This is a genomic window from Bradyrhizobium sp. RP6 (assembly GCF_003837805.1).
GTDB lineage: Bacteria > Pseudomonadota > Alphaproteobacteria > Rhizobiales > Xanthobacteraceae > Bradyrhizobium.
In genome coordinates this window covers 182,337-202,034 of sequence record NZ_RQIT01000007.1, presented here as the reverse complement: position 1 = coordinate 202,034, position 19,698 = coordinate 182,337, and the positions used below count along the sequence as shown (strand labels likewise).

The following is a 19,698-nucleotide window of genomic DNA, read 5'->3' as shown; positions in this document are numbered from 1 at the left end:
GCCTGCGGGTGCGGCGCGATCGTGCCGCACCCGCATTCATTTCGGAGACTTCCGCGTGACGGTCGATGCCAAGGATTTCAAGCAGGCGATGCGCCAATGCGCCGGCGCCGTCGCGTTGGTGACGGTGGGTGCCGAGCACGGCAAGCGCACAGGCCTGACAGTGACCTCGGCCTGCTCGCTGTCGGATAATCCGCCCTCGCTGATCGTCTGCGTCAACCGCAACGCCAGTGCCCATGCGCGCATCCGCGAGGAAGGCGCGTTTGCGATCAACTTCCTGCACGAGGATCATGCGCTGCTCGCGCTGACCTTCAGCGGTCAGAAGGGCGTCAACGGCGACGACCGCTTCGCCTTCGGGCAGTGGACGCGTGGAGCAACCGGCGCGCCGGTGCTGACAGACGCGGTTGCCGCGTTCGACTGCGTGCTGGCGCAGGAATTCGAGACCAGGACACATTCGATCTTCGTGGGCGAGGTGCGTAGCGCGACGCATTCGGCCACGGCGACGCCGCTCGTGTACTTGCGCAGCAACTTCCATACGCCGCGGGAGATGCGCGAGGGCGTAACGATCGGCGATCTTGACGCGCGGCATCTGAGCTGGACGGATTTTTCCTGACGATGCCGGACAGGGCGATCTAGAACAGCTCATAGCTCGGAGTAAGATGGCTGCCGGGATCATGCCTGCCCTTGGCTTCGCGCAAGAGCGACCATCGCGCACCGAAATGATCCGCCCAATCGCTGGACGACATCGGAAACGCGCTCACCGGATACAACACACCACCTGCGCTGCGAATACGCTCATAGAGCTCGCGGTTTCGCATGACCAGCCGTTCCGCATTCGCTCTGTCCGCCGACGCGGGGATACGGATGAGATTGAACGGGAACACAACGCGTTCGTCAGGAAGCCGAAGCAGGGGCGTGCGGCATCCGTCGGTGAACATCGGATAGTAGGTGATGCGCCCGAACGGGCCCAGATCATCGGTGTTCAATTTGGCAATGACATCGCTCGCGATCTTCCGCGCGTTGCTGCCCGGCAGATAGGTCAGGAGCCAGGGATGCGGATTGAGCCAGTGGCCATTCGCCCGGAGGATCTTTTCGAGCTTGGCGAATGCGTTCGCGTCTTCGCCGAAAGTCAGGTCGGAGACGATCTCGCGCTTGTCCACCAGGCCCGCAAGCAAGCCGCCGTCGTCAGGAGGCATCTTGTCGCCGTAGAAGACACCCGCCTCCAGTTGATAGCGCCAGCCACCGGTGCCGTCCGGCACGACAGCCCCCTGCAACTGATCGAAGCGCGCCTCTTCCAGAACGCGCCGTTGATCTGCCGTGAGCGAGGCAAGATCGGGATAGGACAGCCGAAATCGGCGAACCCGCTCGGGTGCGCGCATCAAGCGAAGCGTCGCTCTGACGATGATCGCGCATTGCGCAAGGCCGGCTCGAACCGCATCGAAGAGCTCGGGATGCGAGGCCGGCGAACAGGTCAGTTCCACGCCTTCGCCGGTGACGACGTCGAGTTCCAGAACCTGATCGGTCTGGAGACCGTGCCGGGATGAGGATCCCCCGATTCCTCCGACGGCAAGCGTGCCGCCGACGGGCAAGTCGAGGTAATTGGTCAAGACCAGCGGGACAAGCCCTTTAGCCAAGGTCGCCTCCACCACCTTGTGCCAGGTCGTACCGGCATCGACCACGACACGATCCGGCTCGATCCGATGGATCGTGGCCAGCATGCCAAGATCGATCACGATGCCATCTTCGGCCATGGCCCGGCCATAGGTTGCGTGCCCTTGCCCGCGCGCCGCAACCTTCAGGCCTTGGGCTTTTGCCCAGCGCATGATGTCAGCGACCTCGCCGCACGTCGCAGGCTTGCAGACGGCGCGAGGCCGTCTATCCACGATGTGGCCGAAATCCTGCGCGGCCGCCGCGCGAGATTTTGCATCGGTCGCGAGCAAGGGCTCGGGCGATTGTGAATCGTGCGCGCCGGACGACTGTCCGGCAAAAGTAGCGGAGGCCAGCGTCGCGGTGACGCTGACGCCCGCATGGAGGAGTGTCCGTCGATCGGGAGTCATGGCGCAGTCCTTCTCGCGGGGCGAAAGTGCCCTTGCGCTTCAAGCTGCGATGGCCCCGACGCCGGGACAACGGGCGCGGCGCGGGATAGACATTCCCGCCAGCCGGTAGAATGGGTTCCCGAACGTCGCTTAAAGCCGCTCGAGCTTCAGCCTCTCCGCCAGGAGATCGACGAAGAGCTGCGTCTTGGCCGGCGGCATCGCACTGGGTGGAAACACTGCGCCCACGGGCGTTCGCGGCGCCTCGAAATCCTCGAGCACGATTTCGAGAGCCTGCTGGTCGACGAGATCGCGGATCTGCCAGAACGGGCCATATCCGACACCGATGCCATGACGAGCGGCAGCATGTGCTGCCGTCGTGCTGTCGGTGCGAAAGCGGCCATTCACCTGCACGGTGGTCAAGCGGCCGTCGATCCGAAACCGCCATGTATCGGCTTCGCCCTCGGCAGTTCTGCGCAGGATGCATTGATGATCGGCGAGATCACAGGGCTGACGCGGGCGGCCGTGGCGCTTGAAGTAGGAGGGCGCGCCGTAGACAACGGTGCGCAGCTCTCCCAGCCGCCGGGTCTTGAGCGAGGAGTCCGGCAATTCCCTGATCCGGACGGCGAGGTCGAAGCCGTCAGCGACGAGGTCGACGGGCCGGTCCGACATGTTCACGTCGGCCTCGATCTCCGGAAAGCGCGCCATGAATTCGGCAATGGCCGGCACGACATGGGTGGCCCCGAACAGGATTGGCGCGGCGACCCTGAGCAGCCCGGAGGGCTCGACGCGCCGGTTTGCCGCCTCGAGGCGCGCTTCGCTGATTTCGGCAAACGCTGGCTTGACGCGACGATAGAACGCAAGCCCCGCCTCCGTGGCCACCGACTGCCGCGTGGTCCGCCGAACCAGTTCGACGCCGACGCCACGTTCCAGCGCAGCCAGCGCCCGGTTGACCGACTGGAGCGAGCGCCCCAACCGCCGCGCAGCCGCGGTCTGGCTGCCGGCTTCGACGACAGCCAGAAAGACTTCGATCTCCTCCATCGAGCCTCCTCTCTCGCAATTTGCGGCAATGCCCGTTCGCGGCGGCCCATCGGCGCGGGACGATTCAAGCGCTGCCCACGTTCCGAGCTTGTTCGGCGGAAGTGGGACGTCGTGCCGGGCCAAGGATCAAACGGGCTCGATCTTCAATTGCTTGATCTTCCGATACAGCGTCGCGCGGCTGAGCTTCAGGGCGCGAGCCGCTTCGCTGACGCGGCCACCATGCGCGCGCAGGGCGCCGACGATCGTCCCGCGTTCGGCGGCCGCGAGATCGGGCTCCGCCGCCCGTCCACCGAACGGCGGCAGATCAAGGTCGGCATCCGTGATCGTGCCGTCTTCCGCTGTGCAGCCGGCGAGCCGCAACACGTGACGGAGCTGACGCATGTTGCCGGGGAACGGATAGGCCGCGAGCTGTGACCAAGCCTCGTCCGACAAACGACAATTCGGCGCCTCCTCGCGGGCGATCTGGCGAATGACATCGTCGCGGTCGGCGCGCTCGCGCAGCGCCGGCAGCCGCACCTCGATGCCGCGCAGGCGGAAGTAGAGATCGGCGCGGAACGCGCCCTGCTCCGCCATACGGCCGAGATCGCGATGCGTGGCGCTGATCAGGCGGATGTCGACGGCAACAGGCTTGAGCGCGCCGAGCGGCCAGACCTCTCGGTTTTCCAGAACCCGCAACAGGCGCGTCTGCAAGCCGATCGGCATGTCGCCGATCTCGTCGAGGAACAGCGTGCCGCGATCGGCCTGCACGATCAGGCCCTTCGAACCGTCGCGCCGGGCGCCGGTGAAGGCGCCGGCCTCGTAGCCGAACAGTTCGGCGTCGATCAGGCTCTCCGGCATCGCCGCGCAATTCAGTGCGACATAGTTGTGACGCGCCCGGTTGCTGGCGGCGTGAATGGCGCGCGCGAATACGTCCTTGCCGACGCCGGTCTCGCCATGCAGCAGCACCGGCAGATTGTGATCTCCGATGCGCCTGAGCCGGTTTACGCTCTTGGTCAGGCCGGGATCGCGGCCGGCGAGCCGATGCAGTGCATCGAAGCGATCGACAGGCGCATCGCGGCGCGGCGCAAGCGGGCGCGTCCTCTTGCGCAGCGGCGGCGCGACATGGCCCTGGCCCAGGGCGCTGCCGTCGGCACGGCGCAGCCGAACGACATCCTCCGCGCCACCTTCGGCCTGATGGTCGAACTCGATGTAGCGCGACAGATCAATGCCGGCGGCGATCATTCCGTCGGTGAGGCCCAGCAGTAGACGCGCGGAACGGCAGGCCCCGATGATGCGACGGTCGTCGTCATAGGCGATGAGGCCGCTGCCGCCGTCGCCGGGCACAGTGGCGATCCAGGCATTGTGGAAATGGCCACGGAAGATGGCGCCCTCCATGCGCCGCGTCGCCTCCATGGTCACAGCCAGCGCAAGCTGGTGCGCGGTGCGTTCGAGATCCTCCCGGCAGGACGTGATGTTCACCGCGCCTGCGAGACGACCGGCCTGGTCGAACAGCGGCGCCACGGCACAGGAGAACATGTGCCACTGCGCGCGAAAATGCTCGTCGCGATGCACCAGGATCGGCTTCTCCTCCGCGAGCGCGGTCCCGAGCCCATTCGTGCCCTCGAAGGTCTCGGCGAAGTTCGAGCCGGTGTAGATCTTCCAGTCCAGAAACATCTTTGCATCGGCTTCGCCCGGCAGGCGGCTGAACAGCATGGTCGCGTTCGCATCCGCGAGATTGACGCAGTAGCCAGCGTCGCGCAGCACACGGGCAAGATCGTCGAGCTCGGGCATTGCGAGCCTGATCATCTGCTCCATCGGTTCGGCGGCGTGCCGGATCTCGGCTTCGGTCAGCGTCTGTGGCGGACCCTGGCGGGCCGGATCGAGCTTGTGATTGACCAGGCAGCGCCGCCAGGAACTGGCGATCCGCGACGAGGCGTCGACGTCGGCCAAGCGGTCTGTGACCTGATTGGCGACGGACAAGACACGGGCGACATGGTTCGAGGCCGAAAGGCTGGCCATCGCGGACGTCTCCACCCTGTATTATTGTGCAAAGTCTGGCACCACGGGGCGGGATGTCAATCGGGAACCGGGAACGGGAACGCGGTGTGCTGTCTCTTCTCGTCATTCCGGGGCGATGCGAAGCATCGAACCCGGCATGACGGGAAGTGAATCATCAAAATTGCTGCACCGCCCTCACCACGTGTCGATGCACGGCCGCTTCTTCGCCGTCCTCGGCTCGGGCTTCGGCACCGATCGCAGGCCCGCCATGATCCATTGCCGGGTCTCGGCGGGGTCGATGACGTTGTCGATCTCGAACACGGAGGCGATCGAGACCGCCTTGCCGTTGGCGTAGAGCTCGGCGACCTTGTTGCGGTAGTAGGTCTCGCGTTCCTCGGAATCGGCGATCGCCTCCATCTCCTTGCGGAAGCCGAGGCGGACATAGCCCTCGAGGCCCATGCCGCCGAACTCGCCGGTCGGCCAGGCCGCGGTGAAGAACGAGGCGTGGAAGCCACCGCCGATCATGGACTGCGCCCCGAGCCCATAGCCCTTGCGCAGCACGATGCCGAACAGCGGGACGGTGAGGCTCGCGCCCGTGACGAACATGCGCGAGACGTGGCGCACGATCGCGGTCTTCTCGGCCTCCGGGCCGACCATGAAGCCTGGCGTGTCGCAAAGCGAGACGATCGGCAGATCGAAGGCGTCGCAGAGCTGGAGGAATCGCGCGGCCTTGTCGCCGGCATCGGCATCGATCGCGCCGCCGAGATGGCGCGGATTGTTGGCGATCAGGCCGAACGGCTTGCCCTCGATGCGGATCAGCGCGGTGATCATGCCGACGCCGTAGTCGCGTCGCAGCTCAAGCACGGAATCCTTGTCGGCGACGAGGTCGATCACGCTGCGGATGTCGTAGACGCGCAGCCGGTTCTCCGGGATCGCGCGGCGAAGCATGCGCTGGTCGGCGGCTTCCCAAGCCGTAACCGCGCCCTGGAAATAGGACAGGTATTTCTGCGCGACGGACGTCGCCTCCTCCTCGTCCTCGACCAGGATGTCGATGACCCCGTTCGGCGCCTGGAACGAGACGGGGCCGACCTCGGCCGGATGATAGACGCCGAGCCCGCCGCCCTCGATCATGGCCGGACCGCCCATGCCGATCGAGGCGTTCTTGGTGGCGATGATGACGTCGCAGCAGCCGAGCATCGCGGCATTGCCGGCGAAACAATAGCCGGACACCACGCCAACGACCGGCACGAGGCCCGAGAGCCTTGCGAACTGCACGAAGGACGGACCGTCGAGCCCTGTCATGCCGAGCCGGTCGGTATCGCCGGGCCGGCCGCCGCCGCCCTCGGCGTAGAACACCAGCGGCACGCGCCAGTCTTCCGCAAGCGTCAGCATGCGGTCGATCTTCTTGTGGTTCATGTGGCCCTGCGTGCCCGCGAGCACGGTGTAATCATAGGCCACGACGATGCAGCGCCCGCCCTCGGGGCCGAACTTCCCGGCATTCACCGTGCCGACGCCCATGACGAGGCCGTCGGCCGGCGTATTCTTGATGAGATCGTCGAGCTTGCGCCGACGGCGCTGTGCCGCGATGGCAAGGCTGCCGTACTCCATGAACGAGCCTTCGTCGACGAGCTGGGCAACGTTCTCGCGCGCGGTGCGCTGATTGGTGTTGCGGCGGCGCTCGACCGAGGCCGGACGGTTCTCGTCGAGCGTATTGGCCTGGCGCGCGATGAGCTCGGCGAGATCGGGGCGGATGTAGTCGAGATCGATGTCCGCTTCCGCCGCGGTGCTATCAGCCGCAACATCGAGCGGCTCGAGATAGAGGATCGGCTCGCCATGCATCAGCGTGGCCCCGTCACCGGCAAGGAGCTTCATGACCCGGCCGCCCTGCTCGGCCATGACGAGATGCTCCATCTTCATGGACTCGATCACGGCAAGCTGCTGGCCGGGGCGCACGATCTCACCTTCCTTGACTTGGACCGTGACGATGGTTCCTTGCAGGGGCGCTGCGACCATCACCGCGCCTTCGGGCACCACTTGCGCGACGTGGGCCTCCGTGCCGTGGGCGCCGCTCCGCTCGGTCGCAGCGAAGTAGAGCGGCTTTGCCGCGCCCTCGGCCGCCCCGACGAGTTTGCCGATGTTGCGGTGGATGAAATCGGTCGCAATGCGGTTGATCCTGAAATCGGGATGCGCGAGCACCGCCTGGAGGAAAGCGATGTTGGTAACGACGCCGTCGATCCGGAACTCCCGCAAGGCGCGCGAGGCTTTCGCGACCACGTCATGCCAGGCCTCGCCCGGCGTGTGCACGATCACCTTGGCCAGCAGTGAATCAAAGGCGGCACTGGTCTTGTAGCCGGCATAGCCAAAGCTATCGACGCGCACCCCCGGGCCCGACGGCGGCTCGAACACGGCAAGCACCCCGCCAGTCGGATGGGTCGCGCCCGTCTCGTCCAGCGTCTCCATGTTGACGCGAAGCTGCATGGCATAGCCGCGCGGCTTCGGGATCGATCCCTGCGCAAGTCCCAGCGAGGCCAGCGTGCTGCCTTCAGCGACCGCGAGCTGGGCGCGGACGAGATCGAGCCCGAGCACCTCTTCCGTGACGGTGTGCTCGACCTGGAGCCGCGGGTTGGCCTCGATGAAGGCAAAGCTGTCGTCTGCCGTGCCGTCGACCAGGAACTCGAAGGTGCCGAGATTGTCGTAAGAGGCCGCCGCCGCAAGCTGCTTCGCCGCCTCGATGATACGACCGCGCAAGGCATCGCTCAGCGACGGGCTCGGCGCCACCTCGATCAGCTTCTGATGGCGGCGCTGGATGGTGCATTCGCGCTCCCAAAGATGTGAAATCGCACCATGGCGATCGCCGATGATCTGCACCTCGATGTGGCGCGCCTGCCGGATCAGCCGCTCGGCATAGACGCCATCGAAACCGAACGCCGCTTTGGCTTCGGACTGGCAGCGCGCATAGGCTTCCGCGAGATCGGACGCGTTCTCCACCACGCGCATGCCGCGACCGCCGCCGCCGGCCATCGCCTTGATCACGATCGCCGCGTTGCTGCCGAGCGACGCGAAAAAGGCCGCGATCTCCTCAAGACTCGACGGCCCGCTGGTGCCGGCGATGATTGGCACGCCGCAGCGCTTGGCCAGTTGCCGTGCCGCGACCTTGTCGCCGAACAGTTCGAGCGCTGTCGCCTTGGGGCCGACGAAAGTGATCCCTGCGTCGGAGCAGGCCTTTGCGAAGGCCGCGTTCTCGCTGAGAAAGCCATAGCCGGGATGCACGGCGTCACAGCCCACCGCTTTGGCCGCCTTCACTACGGCGTCGATGTCCAGATAGGCCCGAGCGCCGCGGCCGGGGATCTCGATCGCCTCGTCCGCAACGCGCACATGCAGCGACAGCGCATCGTCCGCAGGATGGATCGCGACCGTCGCGATGCCGGCGTCGGCCGCCGCGCGCGCTATTCGGATGGCGATCTCGCCGCGATTGGCGATCAGGAGCTTCTTGAACGACATGATCCCTCTCACTCAGACAGCAGCGGGCAGGCTTGGATTGAGGTCCTGCTTCTTCACTTTGCCCGTGGCCGTCAGCGGCAGCGCTTCGATGATACGAATCTCCGGAACCTTGTAGACGGCCATGCGCTCGGCGCACCAGGCGCGCAGATCCTCGGCAGAGACGCTGCCGGCGGCCTCCGGCTTAAGTTGGACAAAGGCCACCGGCACCTGCCCCTTGTCGGGATCGTCGCGGCCGACCACGCCCGAGCCCAGCACCTTCGGGTGTTGCCCCAGCAGCGCCTCGATCTCCGGCGGAAACACGCTCATGCCCTTGACCTTCAGCATCTCCTTGCGGCGGCCGAGGAAGTGCAAGAAACCATCCTTGTCGATGGTGCCAATGTCGCCGGTGCGCAGCCAACCATCGATCAGAGACTCCGCAGTCGCCTCCGGCTTGTTCCAGTAGCTCTTGAGCAGCGACGGCGTGCGGACGCGGATCTCGCCTTCGGCGCCGAGCGGCAACAGCGCACCCGTTTCGAAATCGGTGATCTTGAACTCGGCACCGGGGACCGGTAGCCCGACAAAGATTGGCTGGTTGTTGAGGTCGAAATCGTCGTCCTGAAAGCCAGCCGTGAAGGTGTTGGAGGTGTGGGTTTCCGTCATGCCCCAGGCCGCCTCCATCAGGATTGTGCCGGTGAGGTCCTTCCAGCGCCTGCGATAATCGGCATTGAGCTTCTTGACGAAGGAGACGACGCGCACCTGCTTCAAGGACGACAGGTCGAATTCGCTCCAGCGCGGATGGTCCATCAGCTCGACCGCGCCGTCCACCGGCATCGCGGTGATCGTGACCTTGTATTTGTCGATCGCCGCCATCGCGCCGATGGCATCCCAGCGCGCGAGCAGCACCAGCGTCGCGCCGGAGAACAGCGGGAAGATCAGGCCAAAGTTCTCGCCCGCGATCCAGAATTCCGGAAAGAACGACAGGAACACGCTGCTCTCGTCGGACAGGACCGAGATGCCGTAATTGGCGGCGGCCGTGTAGACCATGTCGCGATGGGTGTGGACGCAGCCCTTGGGCATGCCGGTCGTGCCGCCGGTGTAGTTGAGCGCGGCGACATCATCGAGGCCGGGCGGCGGTAGCGGCACAGGAGTCGGCATCGCGGCGAGCGTCGGCAACAGATCGGTCGCGCCAGCGATTGCAACACGCGGCGCGCGGATCGAGTCTGGCGCCGGAAATGCCGGCCTTGCAGGCACGACGTCGGCAAAGCTGGTGACGATGATCTCGCGCAGCCGCACCTCGTCCCTGACTTGCTCGACGACCGGCATGAGCTGGTCCAGCGCGACGATCACCTCGGCCTTGGTGTCGTTGAGCTCGTAGGACAGCTCGAACGCGCGCGAGAGCGGGCTGACGGGAACGTGGATCGCACCGAGCTTCAGGATACCGAAAAACACGATGTGGAATTGCGGGCAGTTCGGCAGGAAGACGGCGACGCGGTCTCCGTTGCGCACGCCCTTGGCTTGCAACAGCGCCGCGAAGCGGTCGCTCTGCCGGTCGAGCTCCGCGTAAGTGGTGACGTGACCGTAGAAGATCACGGCAGCACGCTCCGGACTTTGTTTCGCCCAGGCGCGCAGATATTCCGTCAGGGGAACTTCGCCGTGCAGATAGTTCGGCGAGCGCGGCATGCCCTTCGGCCAAGCCTTGTCCCACAACCCGCGCAAAGCGGCGAGATAGTCCTTTTCGTTGAGGCCTGCACTCATGGCGTCTTTCCCGTGCTGCTTTTTCTTATCGTGAGGGACGCAACCTGCCATCACGCGACCTCGTTACACGTCGAGCACGGCAGAGTTCATGTCAAGGAAAACAGTTTTCCGCAGCACGGCCGATGCCGCAGCGCGGAAAAACCAGACGTTACGCCGCGACGAGGCGAATGATCCGCCGCACGGCTGACGTGATCGGCGCGATGACCGCCACGGTGAAGATCGGCTGAAGATCGCGTACTGCTTCACCCAGCGGCCCACCGCCGATGATCACCGCCTCCGCGCCGTCCTGCGCAATGCAAGCCTCGACCGCGCCGGCAAGAGCAGTGCGCAACAGCGATGGATCACGCATCAACTCATGCGGATCGCCTTCGGCGAAGCGTGCGCCGGTGTAGTGCGATCGCAATCCCAGCGCGTCCGTCAGTGCATCGATTTTCGCTTTCAGCAGCGGCGTCGTGGTCGCCACGCCGAAGCGTCGGCCGTTCTCCGCGGCCTCCAGCATCGAGGACTCGCCGATGCCGACGGCAGGCAATTTCATCCTCGCCTTGATTCCGGCGAGACCGGGATCGCCGAATGCCGCGACGATGATGCCGTCGCACTCGCCGCTGCGGGCATGCGCGATCTCCTCGACCTCCGGCGCGGCTGCCTCCAACGCATCCGCCGAGACGATCATCGTGGGCGCACGCGTTGCCGTGGCACCGGCAATGTGGAAGCCATCCGCGGCTGCAGACTTGGCAATCGCCACCATCATCGTGGTGGTCGCCTCGAGGCTGTTCGGATTGATCAGGAGGATACGGCGGCCCGCCATGCTATCCGCCCGCCCGCGCCCGCGCGCCGATCTCCTTGAAGATCGCGGTGAGCTCGTCAACCTCGTCCTCGCCTTCCTTCGGCCGGATCCGCTGCTCCATCTCCTCGATGTGATGACGCATGGCATGGACCGCGCCGGCCTTGTCGCGGGCGAGGATCAACGCGCCGATGTCGGGGTGAGCGTCGGGCGAGCAATCCGGCTCTCCCGGCTGCTCGAAGGTCGCGATCGCCAGCGATGTCCGCAGCATCAGCTCGCGCGACATTTCCAGCAACACGCGGTTGCCGGCGAGCTTGGCAACCAGGATGTGGAACTCGGCCGTCAGCGACAGCGAGGCCCAGCGGTCATTGCGATCGTGACGCGCCTCCCGCTCCATATGCGCCTTCAGCTCCGCCTTGCCGGCCTTGTCCAGCCGGTCGACCGCGGCGCTCACAGCTGCGGTCTCGATGATCCGGCGCGCGGCAAAGATGTCCTGCGCCTCCTCCCAGCTCGGCCGGTACACGAAGGCGCCGCGGTTGGGGATCTGCATCACCACCTTGCGCGAGGCGAGATGGGACAACGCCTGGCGGATGTGAATCCGTGTGGTACCGAAGGCCGCGGCGAGCTTGTCCTCGCCGAGCTTGGCGCCCGGCTTGAGCCGCTTCTGGCTGATCGCGGTCAGGATTCCCTGAACCACCGGATCGTCGTCGATGCTGCGCGGGTCGACGGCCTCCGGCTCCCTGTGTTTCGGCTCGGTGCGCTTCGGCTTGCGCTTGAGGGGACGGGTTCGCTTCATGCGTCGCTCTTACAGGATTCTGGAATGCTGCCGGAGCCCATCTTTTAGACAAACTGGCCGCACGACTGTTTACAATATAGCCAACAGATTGGCGCCAATATTTGTTGCCTGAAAATTATCGCAATGATCGCAATGCCTTATTGGACGAGCCGCACTGGCACGGCGATTGCTAACTTCCCTCGCGCAGGACAATTCGAAGGATGGAGCTGGCGTTGAGCGATGTACGCGGACTCTCGCTGGATCTGAAGGGCATCGGCCACGCCTTCGGCGCGACCGTTGCGCTGGACGAGATCGATCTTACCGTTGCAGCCGGTGAGTTGATCGCCCTCCTCGGCCCGTCCGGCTGCGGCAAGACCACGATGCTCCAGATCATCGCAGGCTTCCTGCGTCCGTCCCGGGGCGAGGTGCGCTTCGACGGCGCGCGGGTCGAGCATATTCCGGCCAACCGCCGCCGCATCGGCATGGTGTTTCAGAACTATGCGCTGTTTCCGCACCTGACTGTGTTCGAAAACGTCGCCTATGGCCTGCGGGCGCGCAAGACGGCGAAGGACGTGGTCGCGGCAAAGGTCGAGCAGATGCTCGGCCTCACCCAGATGGCGTCGTTTGCGCGAAGACTGCCCGGAGAGCTCTCCGGCGGACAGCAGCAACGCGTCGCGCTGGCGCGGACGCTCGCGATCGATCCGGGCCTCGTCCTGCTCGACGAGCCGTTCTCGGCGCTGGACAAGAATTTGCGCCTCGACATGCAGATCGAGATCAAGAGCCTACTGAAGACATTTGGCGTCACCTCCATCATCGTCACGCACGATCAGGAGGAGGCGCTGTCGATGGCCGACCGCATCGTCGTGCTGAACAACGGACGCATCGAGCAGATCGACAGCCCGGATGCGCTCTACGACCGCCCGGCGAGCCTGTTCATCTCGAGCTTCATCGGCCATACCAATCTCCTGCGCGGTACCGTCACCGATGCCGATCGCGTCCAGCTGGACGCCGGGCCCGAGATCGACCTCGGCCGTTCGACCCAGCGCAGGCGCGGCACGCAGGTGACGATCTCGGTTCGGCCTGAGAACATCGCGTTCGGCGCCGAGCGGCCCGGCGCCATTCCCATCACGATTCGCGCCACTTTGCCGCTCGGCGCCGTCAGCGTCACCGAGGGCGTCACCGCGAGCGGTGAAGCCGTGAAGGTCAGCCAGGCCCGCGCCGCCGGCATCGCGAAAGCGCAGGCCGGGGAGACGGCCTGGCTCGCGATCTCCGATGTCTCGCGCGTCAGCATTTTCAGCACGCCCGTCGACGACGTTTCCAAGTTTCAGCAAAGGAGTGTTTGACATGAGCCTATCCCGGAGATCGCTGCTCACCTCAGGTTCGGCCGCGCTTGCGGCAGCTGGTCTCGGATGGCCGACATCATCGCGGGCGGCGCCCTCGATCGTGGCAACGACCTATCCCGGCAGCTTCGATGAAGCCTTCCGCGCGGTGGTCGGACCGGCTTTCAAGAAGTCCAGCGATGGCGGTGTCACCTTCACGCCCCTGCTCGGCGTCGACCAGATCGGCAAAATCCAGGCCTCGCGCAACGCGCCGCCGTTCGATGTCGTGCTGTTCGACGAGGGCCCGCTGATCCCTGCGATCGCGAGCGGCGTGCTGGAGAAATTCCCGGTCGGGCAATCGAAGTCGTTTGCCGACATTCCAAGCGCATTCCGTCATCCCGACGGTTACGCGCCTGTCATCACCTGTCAGTTGATCGGCATCGCCTACAATCCCAAGAAGATCACGACGCCCCCGACCTCGTGGGAGGATCTCTGGAAACCGGAGTACAAGGGGCGCGTCGGTATCACCGGGCTCGGCTCGAGCCTCGGCACTGCCTTCATGGTCGAGATCGCGAAGCTGAACGGCGGCTCCGAGACCAATATCGAGCCGGCCTTCGAGGCCATCAAGAAGCTGCTGCCCAACGTCGGTGCGATCGCGGCCTCGCCCGGCGCGCTGGCTGCGCTGTTCCAGCAGGGCGAGATCGAAATCGCCTTCAATTTCTGGAACAACGTCGCGCTGCTCGCCGCCAAGGGCGTCGACATCGCCTTCGCGAAGCCGAAATCCGGCGCCGTCGTGATCCGCACCAGCGCCCAGATCGTCAAGAACAACCAGGATCCGAAGGCGGTGCTGGACTATCTCGACACGGTGATGTCGGTCGAAACGCAGAAGGGCCTCGAGGCGGCCCCCTGGGTGATGATGCCGACCAACAGCAAGGTGGCGCTGACCGGCGCCAATCTCACCGTCGCCAAGAGCGTCGACGACCTCGTTGCCAGCAATGTGCTGCTCGACTGGACCAAGTTCCAGCCGCTGCGCGGCGAATGGATCACCCGCTTCAGCAAGGAAGTGAAGATCTAAATGACGCCGGCAAGCACGACTGCATCACGACAAATGCTGCCGGTGATCCCACTGGCGGCGTTGTTCCTGGCCGCCTTCGTGCTGCCACTGATTGCGCTTGTCGCGATCAGTCTGTTCCGCACGCCACAATTCGCGGAGCTGTCGCCGGCGCAGTATTTGCGCTTCTTCTCGGACCCGTTCAGCATCAAGGTGCTGACGGACACGATTTGGCTGGGGACGGAGGTCGCATTGGCGACGCTGATCCTCGCCTACCCGCTCGCACTTGTTTACGCCGCGAGCGGCCAGGTCATGCGTACCTTGATCACGTTCCTGATCATGCTGCCGCTCCTGACCAGCACGGTGGTGCGCACCTTTGCCTGGATCGTCCTGCTCGGCCGCGACGGCATCATCAACACGGCGATGCTGTCGCTCGGGCTCTGGCAGGCCCCGGCTCGCTTGCTGTACACGTGGGAGGGCATGGTGCTGGCGCTGACCCAGATCCAGCTTCCCCTGATGGCGCTGCCTGTCATCAACAGCCTGCTGCGGCTCGACGGCAATCTGACGCGTGCGGCAGAAGGGTTGGGTGCAGGCCGCGCCCGCATCTTCGTCACCGTCATCCTGCCGCTGACGCTGCCAGGCGCGATCGCCGGCTGGCTGCTCGTCTTCGCCGCCGCTGCGACCGCCTTCATCACCCAGACGCTGGTCGGCGGCGGGCGCATTATCCTGATGCCATCCTATATTTACCAACAGGCGGTCGGCGTGCAGGACTGGCCGTTCTCGGCGGCGCTGTCGCTGATCTTCACGCTGGCCGTGACCGGCATCGTCTTTGCCATCGGTGCGCTGTCGCGCCGCTGCGTGCGAGGCGTCGATGCAGCGTAGCCTCATTGATCGCGCCTATTCCACCATCATTGGTGCCATCACCGCATTCGGGATGCTGCTGCTGCTGGCACCGACGCTGGTCGTGCTGATCATTTCCTTCACCGGCGGCATCACGCTGAAATTCCCGCCGCCGAGCTGGTCGTTGCGCTGGTATGTCGAGCTGCTGCAATCGCAGGAAATCGTCGCGCCCGCGTTGACGAGTCTCAAGGTCGCTGCGGCGGCGACGATTCTTTCCGCAGTGCTGGGCGGCGCGGCGGCACTCGGACTGGCACGGAGCCGGCTGAAGATCGCGCGCGTCCTTGATGCCCTGTTCATGTCGCCGATGGTGCTGCCGGCGATGGCCTTCGGCCTGTCGCTGCTGCTGGTCTTCAACCTGCTCGGCATCCGCCTGTCGGCGGCGACGCTGGTGCTCGGCCACACCATCATCTCCGTTCCCTTCGTCATCCGCATGGTCGGCGCCTCGGTGCAGCAGCTCAATCCGGTGCTCATCACCTGCTCGTTGAGCCTGGGTGCCAGCCGCTGGTACACCTTCCGCCGCATCACTCTGCCGCTGATCCGCCGCGGCATCGTCGCGAGCTGCTTCGTCGCGTTCCTCACTTCGTTCGACAATGTTCCGGTGTCGCTATTCCTCGCCGACGCGCGCACCGAGGTCCTGCCGATCAAGCTCTGGGCGATCCTCGAAGGCAGCCTCGACGTGCGCGTCGCCGCCGTCTCCGGCGTGATCGTGCTGCTGACTCTGGCGGGCCTCGTCTGCGCCGAAATCTTCGGCGGCGTCAGCCGCCAGATCGGGAGCCGCTGATCATGCCGATCGAACGCGATCTTCGCGGATATGGCCGGGCGCAGCCGGATATCGTCTGGCCCAACGGCGCCCGCGTCGCGGTGTCGCTGGTGGTGAACTTCGAGGAGGGCGCCGAGCTCGCGGTCGAGCAAGGCGATGCGGAGACGGAGCGCTATGGCGAGGTCGCCTCGACATCGCCGCCCGGCGTGCGCGATCTCGTGCAGGAGCAGGTGTTCGATTATGGCATGCGCGCCGGCCTGTGGCGATTCCTCGACGCCTTCACTGAGGCCAAGATCCGTTCCACCTTCATGATGTGCGGCCGCGCCGTCGAGCGCGTACCGGACCTTGCCCGCGCCGTGGTCGAGGCCGGCCACGAGCCGGCGGTGCATGGCTGGCGCTGGCTGCCGCACGCCCTCTATGGACATGCCGAGACGGAACGTCGTGACATTGAGAAGACGCGCGACGTCATCGCCCGCGCGACCGGCCTTACGCCGGTCGGCTTCATGTCGCGCGGCAGCCAGAGCGCATGGACGCGCGATATCCTGATCAGGCTCGGCTTCGCCTACGATTCCAACGCGCTCGACGACGATCTGCCCTATTGGAGCCGGTCGCCACAGGGAGCGATGCTGGTCCTGCCCTATGGCTTCGATACCAACGACATGAAGTTCTTCCATGCGAACGGATTTGTGCAGCCGGAGGATTTTTCAAACTATGTCAGCGCGGCACTCGCTACACTGGTCGAGGAGGCAGAGCGCGGCCGCTCCGCGATGCTGTCCGTCGGATTTCATCTGCGCATCTGCGGTCGGCCCGCGCGCTTCCGCGCGGTGAAGGCCATTCTGGCCGAGCTGGCGCGGCTGGAGGGCCGGGTCTGGGTCGCAACACGCGCCGATATCGCGGCGCATTTTCGTGAAGTCGCGCGCTAGGCCGCTCGATTGCAGCACGAGGTCGGCGGCCTGGCCGGTCTCCGCCGTCACACTGCCGCAGATGTTTGCCCAGTAATTCCGCGGGAGAACTGCCGGCATGCGGCTTCCAGGATACGAATTCTTCCAATCTAGAACACCTCGACATCGCCTCTCCGAGCGTTGACTTGGAGAGGTCTCTGGCGGAACGATCGGCACAGATCATCCGCGCCAGCTCTGCCGTGAGCGCAGCCAGAGGCCAGAAGCCCAATGCATCAATCGACACATACTGGTCCCCTCGATCTTCCTGCGCTGAGCGCAGCGGAGCGGCTCTTCATCTGGGGATTCAGGGCGAAGGCCCGCAGCGGAGGCGCCGTTCCGACCGCAGCCGATATCAAGGAGGTGTACGACCATTTCCGCGTAGGCGACGCCGTGCCCTCGCTGGAATCCATCATCGAGATATTCGCCTGCACCGCCCATACGGCCATCGAGGTGCACTGCCCGACTTGTCCGCGCATGTCGGACAGCGAGCGCGAGATTCTGTGCGCCATCGCCGCAGCACAGCAGGATCGCGTCGATCTCGCCCGCGAGCAGTTCGAGCGCTGGCTGCCGCCTGTCGGCGCCGACTGGGCGCTTGCGCCGGTCCAGGGGCTTGCAACGATCTTCCGCATGGCCGGTCTCATCCTGCCCGACCGGCACGTGCGGTCTTTCAACCATGATCGGATGATGCCGATGAAGAGCTGGCTGATCGGAAGCCCCACGCTGCACTGACGAGAACATTCACGATGCAGGATCCATGCGATTCCGTGGCAGCCCCGGACGCCGTCCGGCCGCAGCTCTGTCCGCTCCGGGCCGCGCTTGCGGCGCCACGAAGCGTCGAAAGCTACGATGACTTCTGCCGCATCGCGCTGTCGCTGTTCCGGTTCATCGGAGCGGCCTACGCGACCGGCACATCCGATTGCTGGGAAGCGGCCTATCGCTTCGCGGACGAGGCACCTGGCGTTGCCGACAGCCCGCTGCTGGTCGCACGGGCTGCCGCGCTCGTCAGAATCCTGCGGAGCGGCCGGCCTTGCGAGCTGTGCTTCATGCCGCCGTCCTCCCGGCGCCTGTCGAAGGACGAGGCGGAGCTGATGCGGCTGCTGGCGGTGGCGCGCCGCAAGCAGCCGGGCGAGCTCGAATCCGTCGTCTGCCAGTTCGTCGGCAATGAGAACGAGATTGCGACCACGCGGGCGGTCAACGCGCTGGCGTTCTGCTGATGTTTTGACGGGTTCCAGTCGCATCTGAAGCGGCCTTGCGCTATCATATCCTCATGGAGGCGCAGTGCTCGATGCCCTCCATGAAACCTCCAGACGATCCCAGCGCGACCACCGCTGGGATCGTCATTCTGGATAGGGCCGCACGATCGGGGCGGTCCCCTCTTGAGAATTGACCGCCGGAAAGGTCTGATGGGGTGCGGGGAAAGGACTCCCGCGAATGCAGCTGCGCCGCGCACGGCGCGTCCGCCAGTCGACGAAGAGGCGGTCGAGAAGCCGGTCGAGCCGGCGGGAGAGTGACATGGCCGCGTTCCGCGGGAGCTGCCTGTGCGGCGAGATCGCCTTCGAGGTCGAGGGACCCTTCGAGCGCTTCCTCAATTGTCATTGCTCGCGCTGCCGCAAGGCAACCGGGACGGCGCATTCCTGCGAGGTGATCGTGAGGGCGCAGGCACTGCGATGGCTGCGCGGTGAAGCATCCGTCATGCGCTTCGACCTGCCCGATGCCCGGAGCTTTGCCACCGCATTCTGCAAGATCTGCGGCAGCCCGATGCCGCACCTCACACGCAGTGGGCGCGAGGCGATCATCCATGCCGGCGCATTCGACGAGAAGCTGGCTGCGACACCCGACCGGCATGTGCATTGGACTTCCCGCGCCGATTGGTACGCACACGGGGATGCGCTGCCGGTCGAGGATTGAGGCGGCGCCCGGTTTGAGCTGATACGCGTGCAATCGGTGCGGATCGCGCTACCCGCCCGCGACGCACGCCTCCATGATGCCGTCGATCTCCGCCTTCGAGAGCACCCCAAGCTCGGCAATGAAGACGATCCGCGTCCGTGCCCCGCCCGCCGCCAGCGCATCGCTCGGTGCGAGCGTGGCGCGGCCGCCGGCGAACTGAAACACCATCGGACGGCCGGGCTGCTCGATCGTCTCGAACAAGCCTTTTGCGCGCGCCAGCTTAGGCGCCAGTCGGTTGATAGCCTGCTGCAAACGGGGCAGCGAGACCGGCTTGTCCGAGGTCCAGCTCAGCGTCTCGAAGCGCTCCTCTGCCGGTCGCCGCGGGCCCACGTCGCGCGGCGCGGGCGGGCGATCGACATCCGCGGGAAACAGCAGGGCGGCAGGAATCTCGCCGTGCTGCGCATCGACCACGACGGCGGGAACACGCAGCGCGCGGATGGCCACGCGCATGCGTGCCCCCGCGCCTGCATCCGCCAGATCCAGCTTGTTGAGCGCCACGATATCGGCGACGCGCAGCTGCGATCGATGCAGCGCATCTTCAAGTGCGGCGGGCGGCGCCGTCGCGTCCATCACGCAGAGCACCGTCTCCAACCGCGCCTCGCGCAGGATCACCGGATCCATCAGATTGCGGACGATGTCGGCGGGATCGGCGACGCCGCTGGTCTCGATGACGATATAATCCGGCTTGGGATCGCGCCGCAGCAGCGTCGAGAGCGTGCGCAACAGATCGCCCTCGAGCGAGCAGCAGATACAGCCATTGGCAAGGCTGACCACGCCCTCGCTCGCGCCCGCGATCAGCTCCGCATCGATGTTGATCGCGCCGAAATCGTTGACCACGGCGGCGATCCGCCGCCCCTCCGCATGCGCCAGCAGATGGTTGACGACCGTGGTCTTGCCGGCCCCCAAAAAGCCCGTCACCAGGAGAATGGGGACCGGCATGG

General features: G+C 65.6%; 17 protein-coding genes. 9 read left to right on the top strand and 8 right to left on the bottom strand.

Annotated elements, in window-relative coordinates:
• Window positions 1-55 precede the first annotated feature (55 nt).
• On the top strand, window positions 56-610 hold the full coding sequence (locus EHH60_RS16580) for a flavin reductase family protein (protein WP_124160519.1): 555 nt from the start codon (window positions 56-58) through the stop codon (window positions 608-610).
• A gap of 19 nt (window positions 611-629) precedes the next feature.
• Here EHH60_RS16580 and EHH60_RS16575 read toward each other — a convergent pair whose 3' ends face one another.
• From EHH60_RS16575 to EHH60_RS16545, 7 genes are all read right to left on the bottom strand, one after another.
• Entirely contained in the window at window positions 630-1,937 is a 1,308-nt protein-coding gene (locus EHH60_RS16575; protein ID WP_245454508.1) for an FAD-binding protein, read from the bottom strand.
• A gap of 246 nt (window positions 1,938-2,183) precedes the next feature.
• A complete protein-coding gene (locus tag EHH60_RS16570; protein WP_124160517.1) occupies window positions 2,184-3,071 on the bottom strand; it encodes a LysR family transcriptional regulator in 888 nt (295 codons plus the stop codon).
• A gap of 126 nt (window positions 3,072-3,197) precedes the next feature.
• Window positions 3,198-5,069, bottom strand: a complete 1,872-nt coding sequence (locus tag EHH60_RS16565) for a sigma-54-dependent Fis family transcriptional regulator (RefSeq protein WP_199751512.1) — start codon at window positions 5,067-5,069, stop codon at window positions 3,198-3,200.
• Between the two features lie 174 nt (window positions 5,070-5,243).
• Window positions 5,244-8,549 carry an acetyl-CoA carboxylase family protein gene (locus tag EHH60_RS16560; RefSeq protein WP_199751511.1) on the bottom strand — a complete coding sequence of 1,102 codons (3,306 nt, stop codon included), beginning with the start codon at window positions 8,547-8,549 and terminating at the stop codon, window positions 5,244-5,246.
• Window positions 8,550-8,561: 12 nt separating this feature from the next.
• A complete protein-coding gene (locus tag EHH60_RS16555; RefSeq protein WP_124160514.1) occupies window positions 8,562-10,283 on the bottom strand; it encodes an AMP-binding protein in 1,722 nt (573 codons plus the stop codon).
• Window positions 10,284-10,431: 148 nt separating this feature from the next.
• The gene (locus EHH60_RS16550) at window positions 10,432-11,088 is read right to left on the bottom strand and encodes an aspartate/glutamate racemase family protein (protein ID WP_124160513.1); all 657 of its coding nucleotides are present in this window, start codon (window positions 11,086-11,088) and stop codon (window positions 10,432-10,434) included.
• A gap of 1 nt (window position 11,089) precedes the next feature.
• Complete coding sequence (locus tag EHH60_RS16545; RefSeq protein WP_124160512.1) at window positions 11,090-11,860, bottom strand: GntR family transcriptional regulator; 771 nt, start codon at window positions 11,858-11,860, stop codon at window positions 11,090-11,092.
• 200 nt (window positions 11,861-12,060) lie between these two features.
• On the opposite strand from EHH60_RS16545, the gene EHH60_RS16540 reads away from it, so the two are divergent.
• The 8 genes from EHH60_RS16540 (at window position 12,061) to EHH60_RS16505 (ending at window position 18,718) form a co-directional block, all read left to right on the top strand.
• Entirely contained in the window at window positions 12,061-13,182 is a 1,122-nt protein-coding gene (locus tag EHH60_RS16540; RefSeq protein WP_124160511.1) for an ABC transporter ATP-binding protein, read from the top strand.
• Window position 13,183: 1 nt separating this feature from the next.
• Window positions 13,184-14,233 (top strand): extracellular solute-binding protein, encoded by a 1,050-nt coding sequence (locus EHH60_RS16535; protein ID WP_124160510.1) that lies wholly within the window; start codon window positions 13,184-13,186, stop codon window positions 14,231-14,233.
• Window positions 14,234-15,091: an ABC transporter permease gene (locus EHH60_RS16530; protein WP_124160509.1), complete on the top strand. Its 858-nt coding sequence runs from the start codon at window positions 14,234-14,236 to the stop codon at window positions 15,089-15,091.
• Window positions 15,081-15,890 carry an ABC transporter permease gene (locus EHH60_RS16525; protein WP_124160508.1) on the top strand — a complete coding sequence of 270 codons (810 nt, stop codon included), beginning with the start codon at window positions 15,081-15,083 and terminating at the stop codon, window positions 15,888-15,890. Before EHH60_RS16530 ends, EHH60_RS16525 begins: the two co-directional genes overlap by 11 nt.
• A 2-nt stretch (window positions 15,891-15,892) precedes the next feature.
• Entirely contained in the window at window positions 15,893-16,792 is a 900-nt protein-coding gene (locus EHH60_RS16520; protein ID WP_124160507.1) for a polysaccharide deacetylase family protein, read from the top strand.
• A gap of 246 nt (window positions 16,793-17,038) precedes the next feature.
• Entirely contained in the window at window positions 17,039-17,539 is a 501-nt protein-coding gene (locus EHH60_RS16515) for a hypothetical protein (protein WP_124160506.1), read from the top strand.
• Between the two features lie 14 nt (window positions 17,540-17,553).
• Window positions 17,554-18,024 (top strand): hypothetical protein, encoded by a 471-nt coding sequence (locus tag EHH60_RS16510; protein WP_124160505.1) that lies wholly within the window; start codon window positions 17,554-17,556, stop codon window positions 18,022-18,024.
• Between the two features lie 298 nt (window positions 18,025-18,322).
• Entirely contained in the window at window positions 18,323-18,718 is a 396-nt protein-coding gene (locus tag EHH60_RS16505; RefSeq protein WP_124160504.1) for a GFA family protein, read from the top strand.
• A 48-nt stretch (window positions 18,719-18,766) separates the two neighbouring features.
• Here EHH60_RS16505 and EHH60_RS16500 read toward each other — a convergent pair whose 3' ends face one another.
• A complete protein-coding gene (locus tag EHH60_RS16500; protein ID WP_124160503.1) occupies window positions 18,767-19,696 on the bottom strand; it encodes a CobW family GTP-binding protein in 930 nt (309 codons plus the stop codon).
• Window positions 19,697-19,698 lie beyond the last annotated feature (2 nt).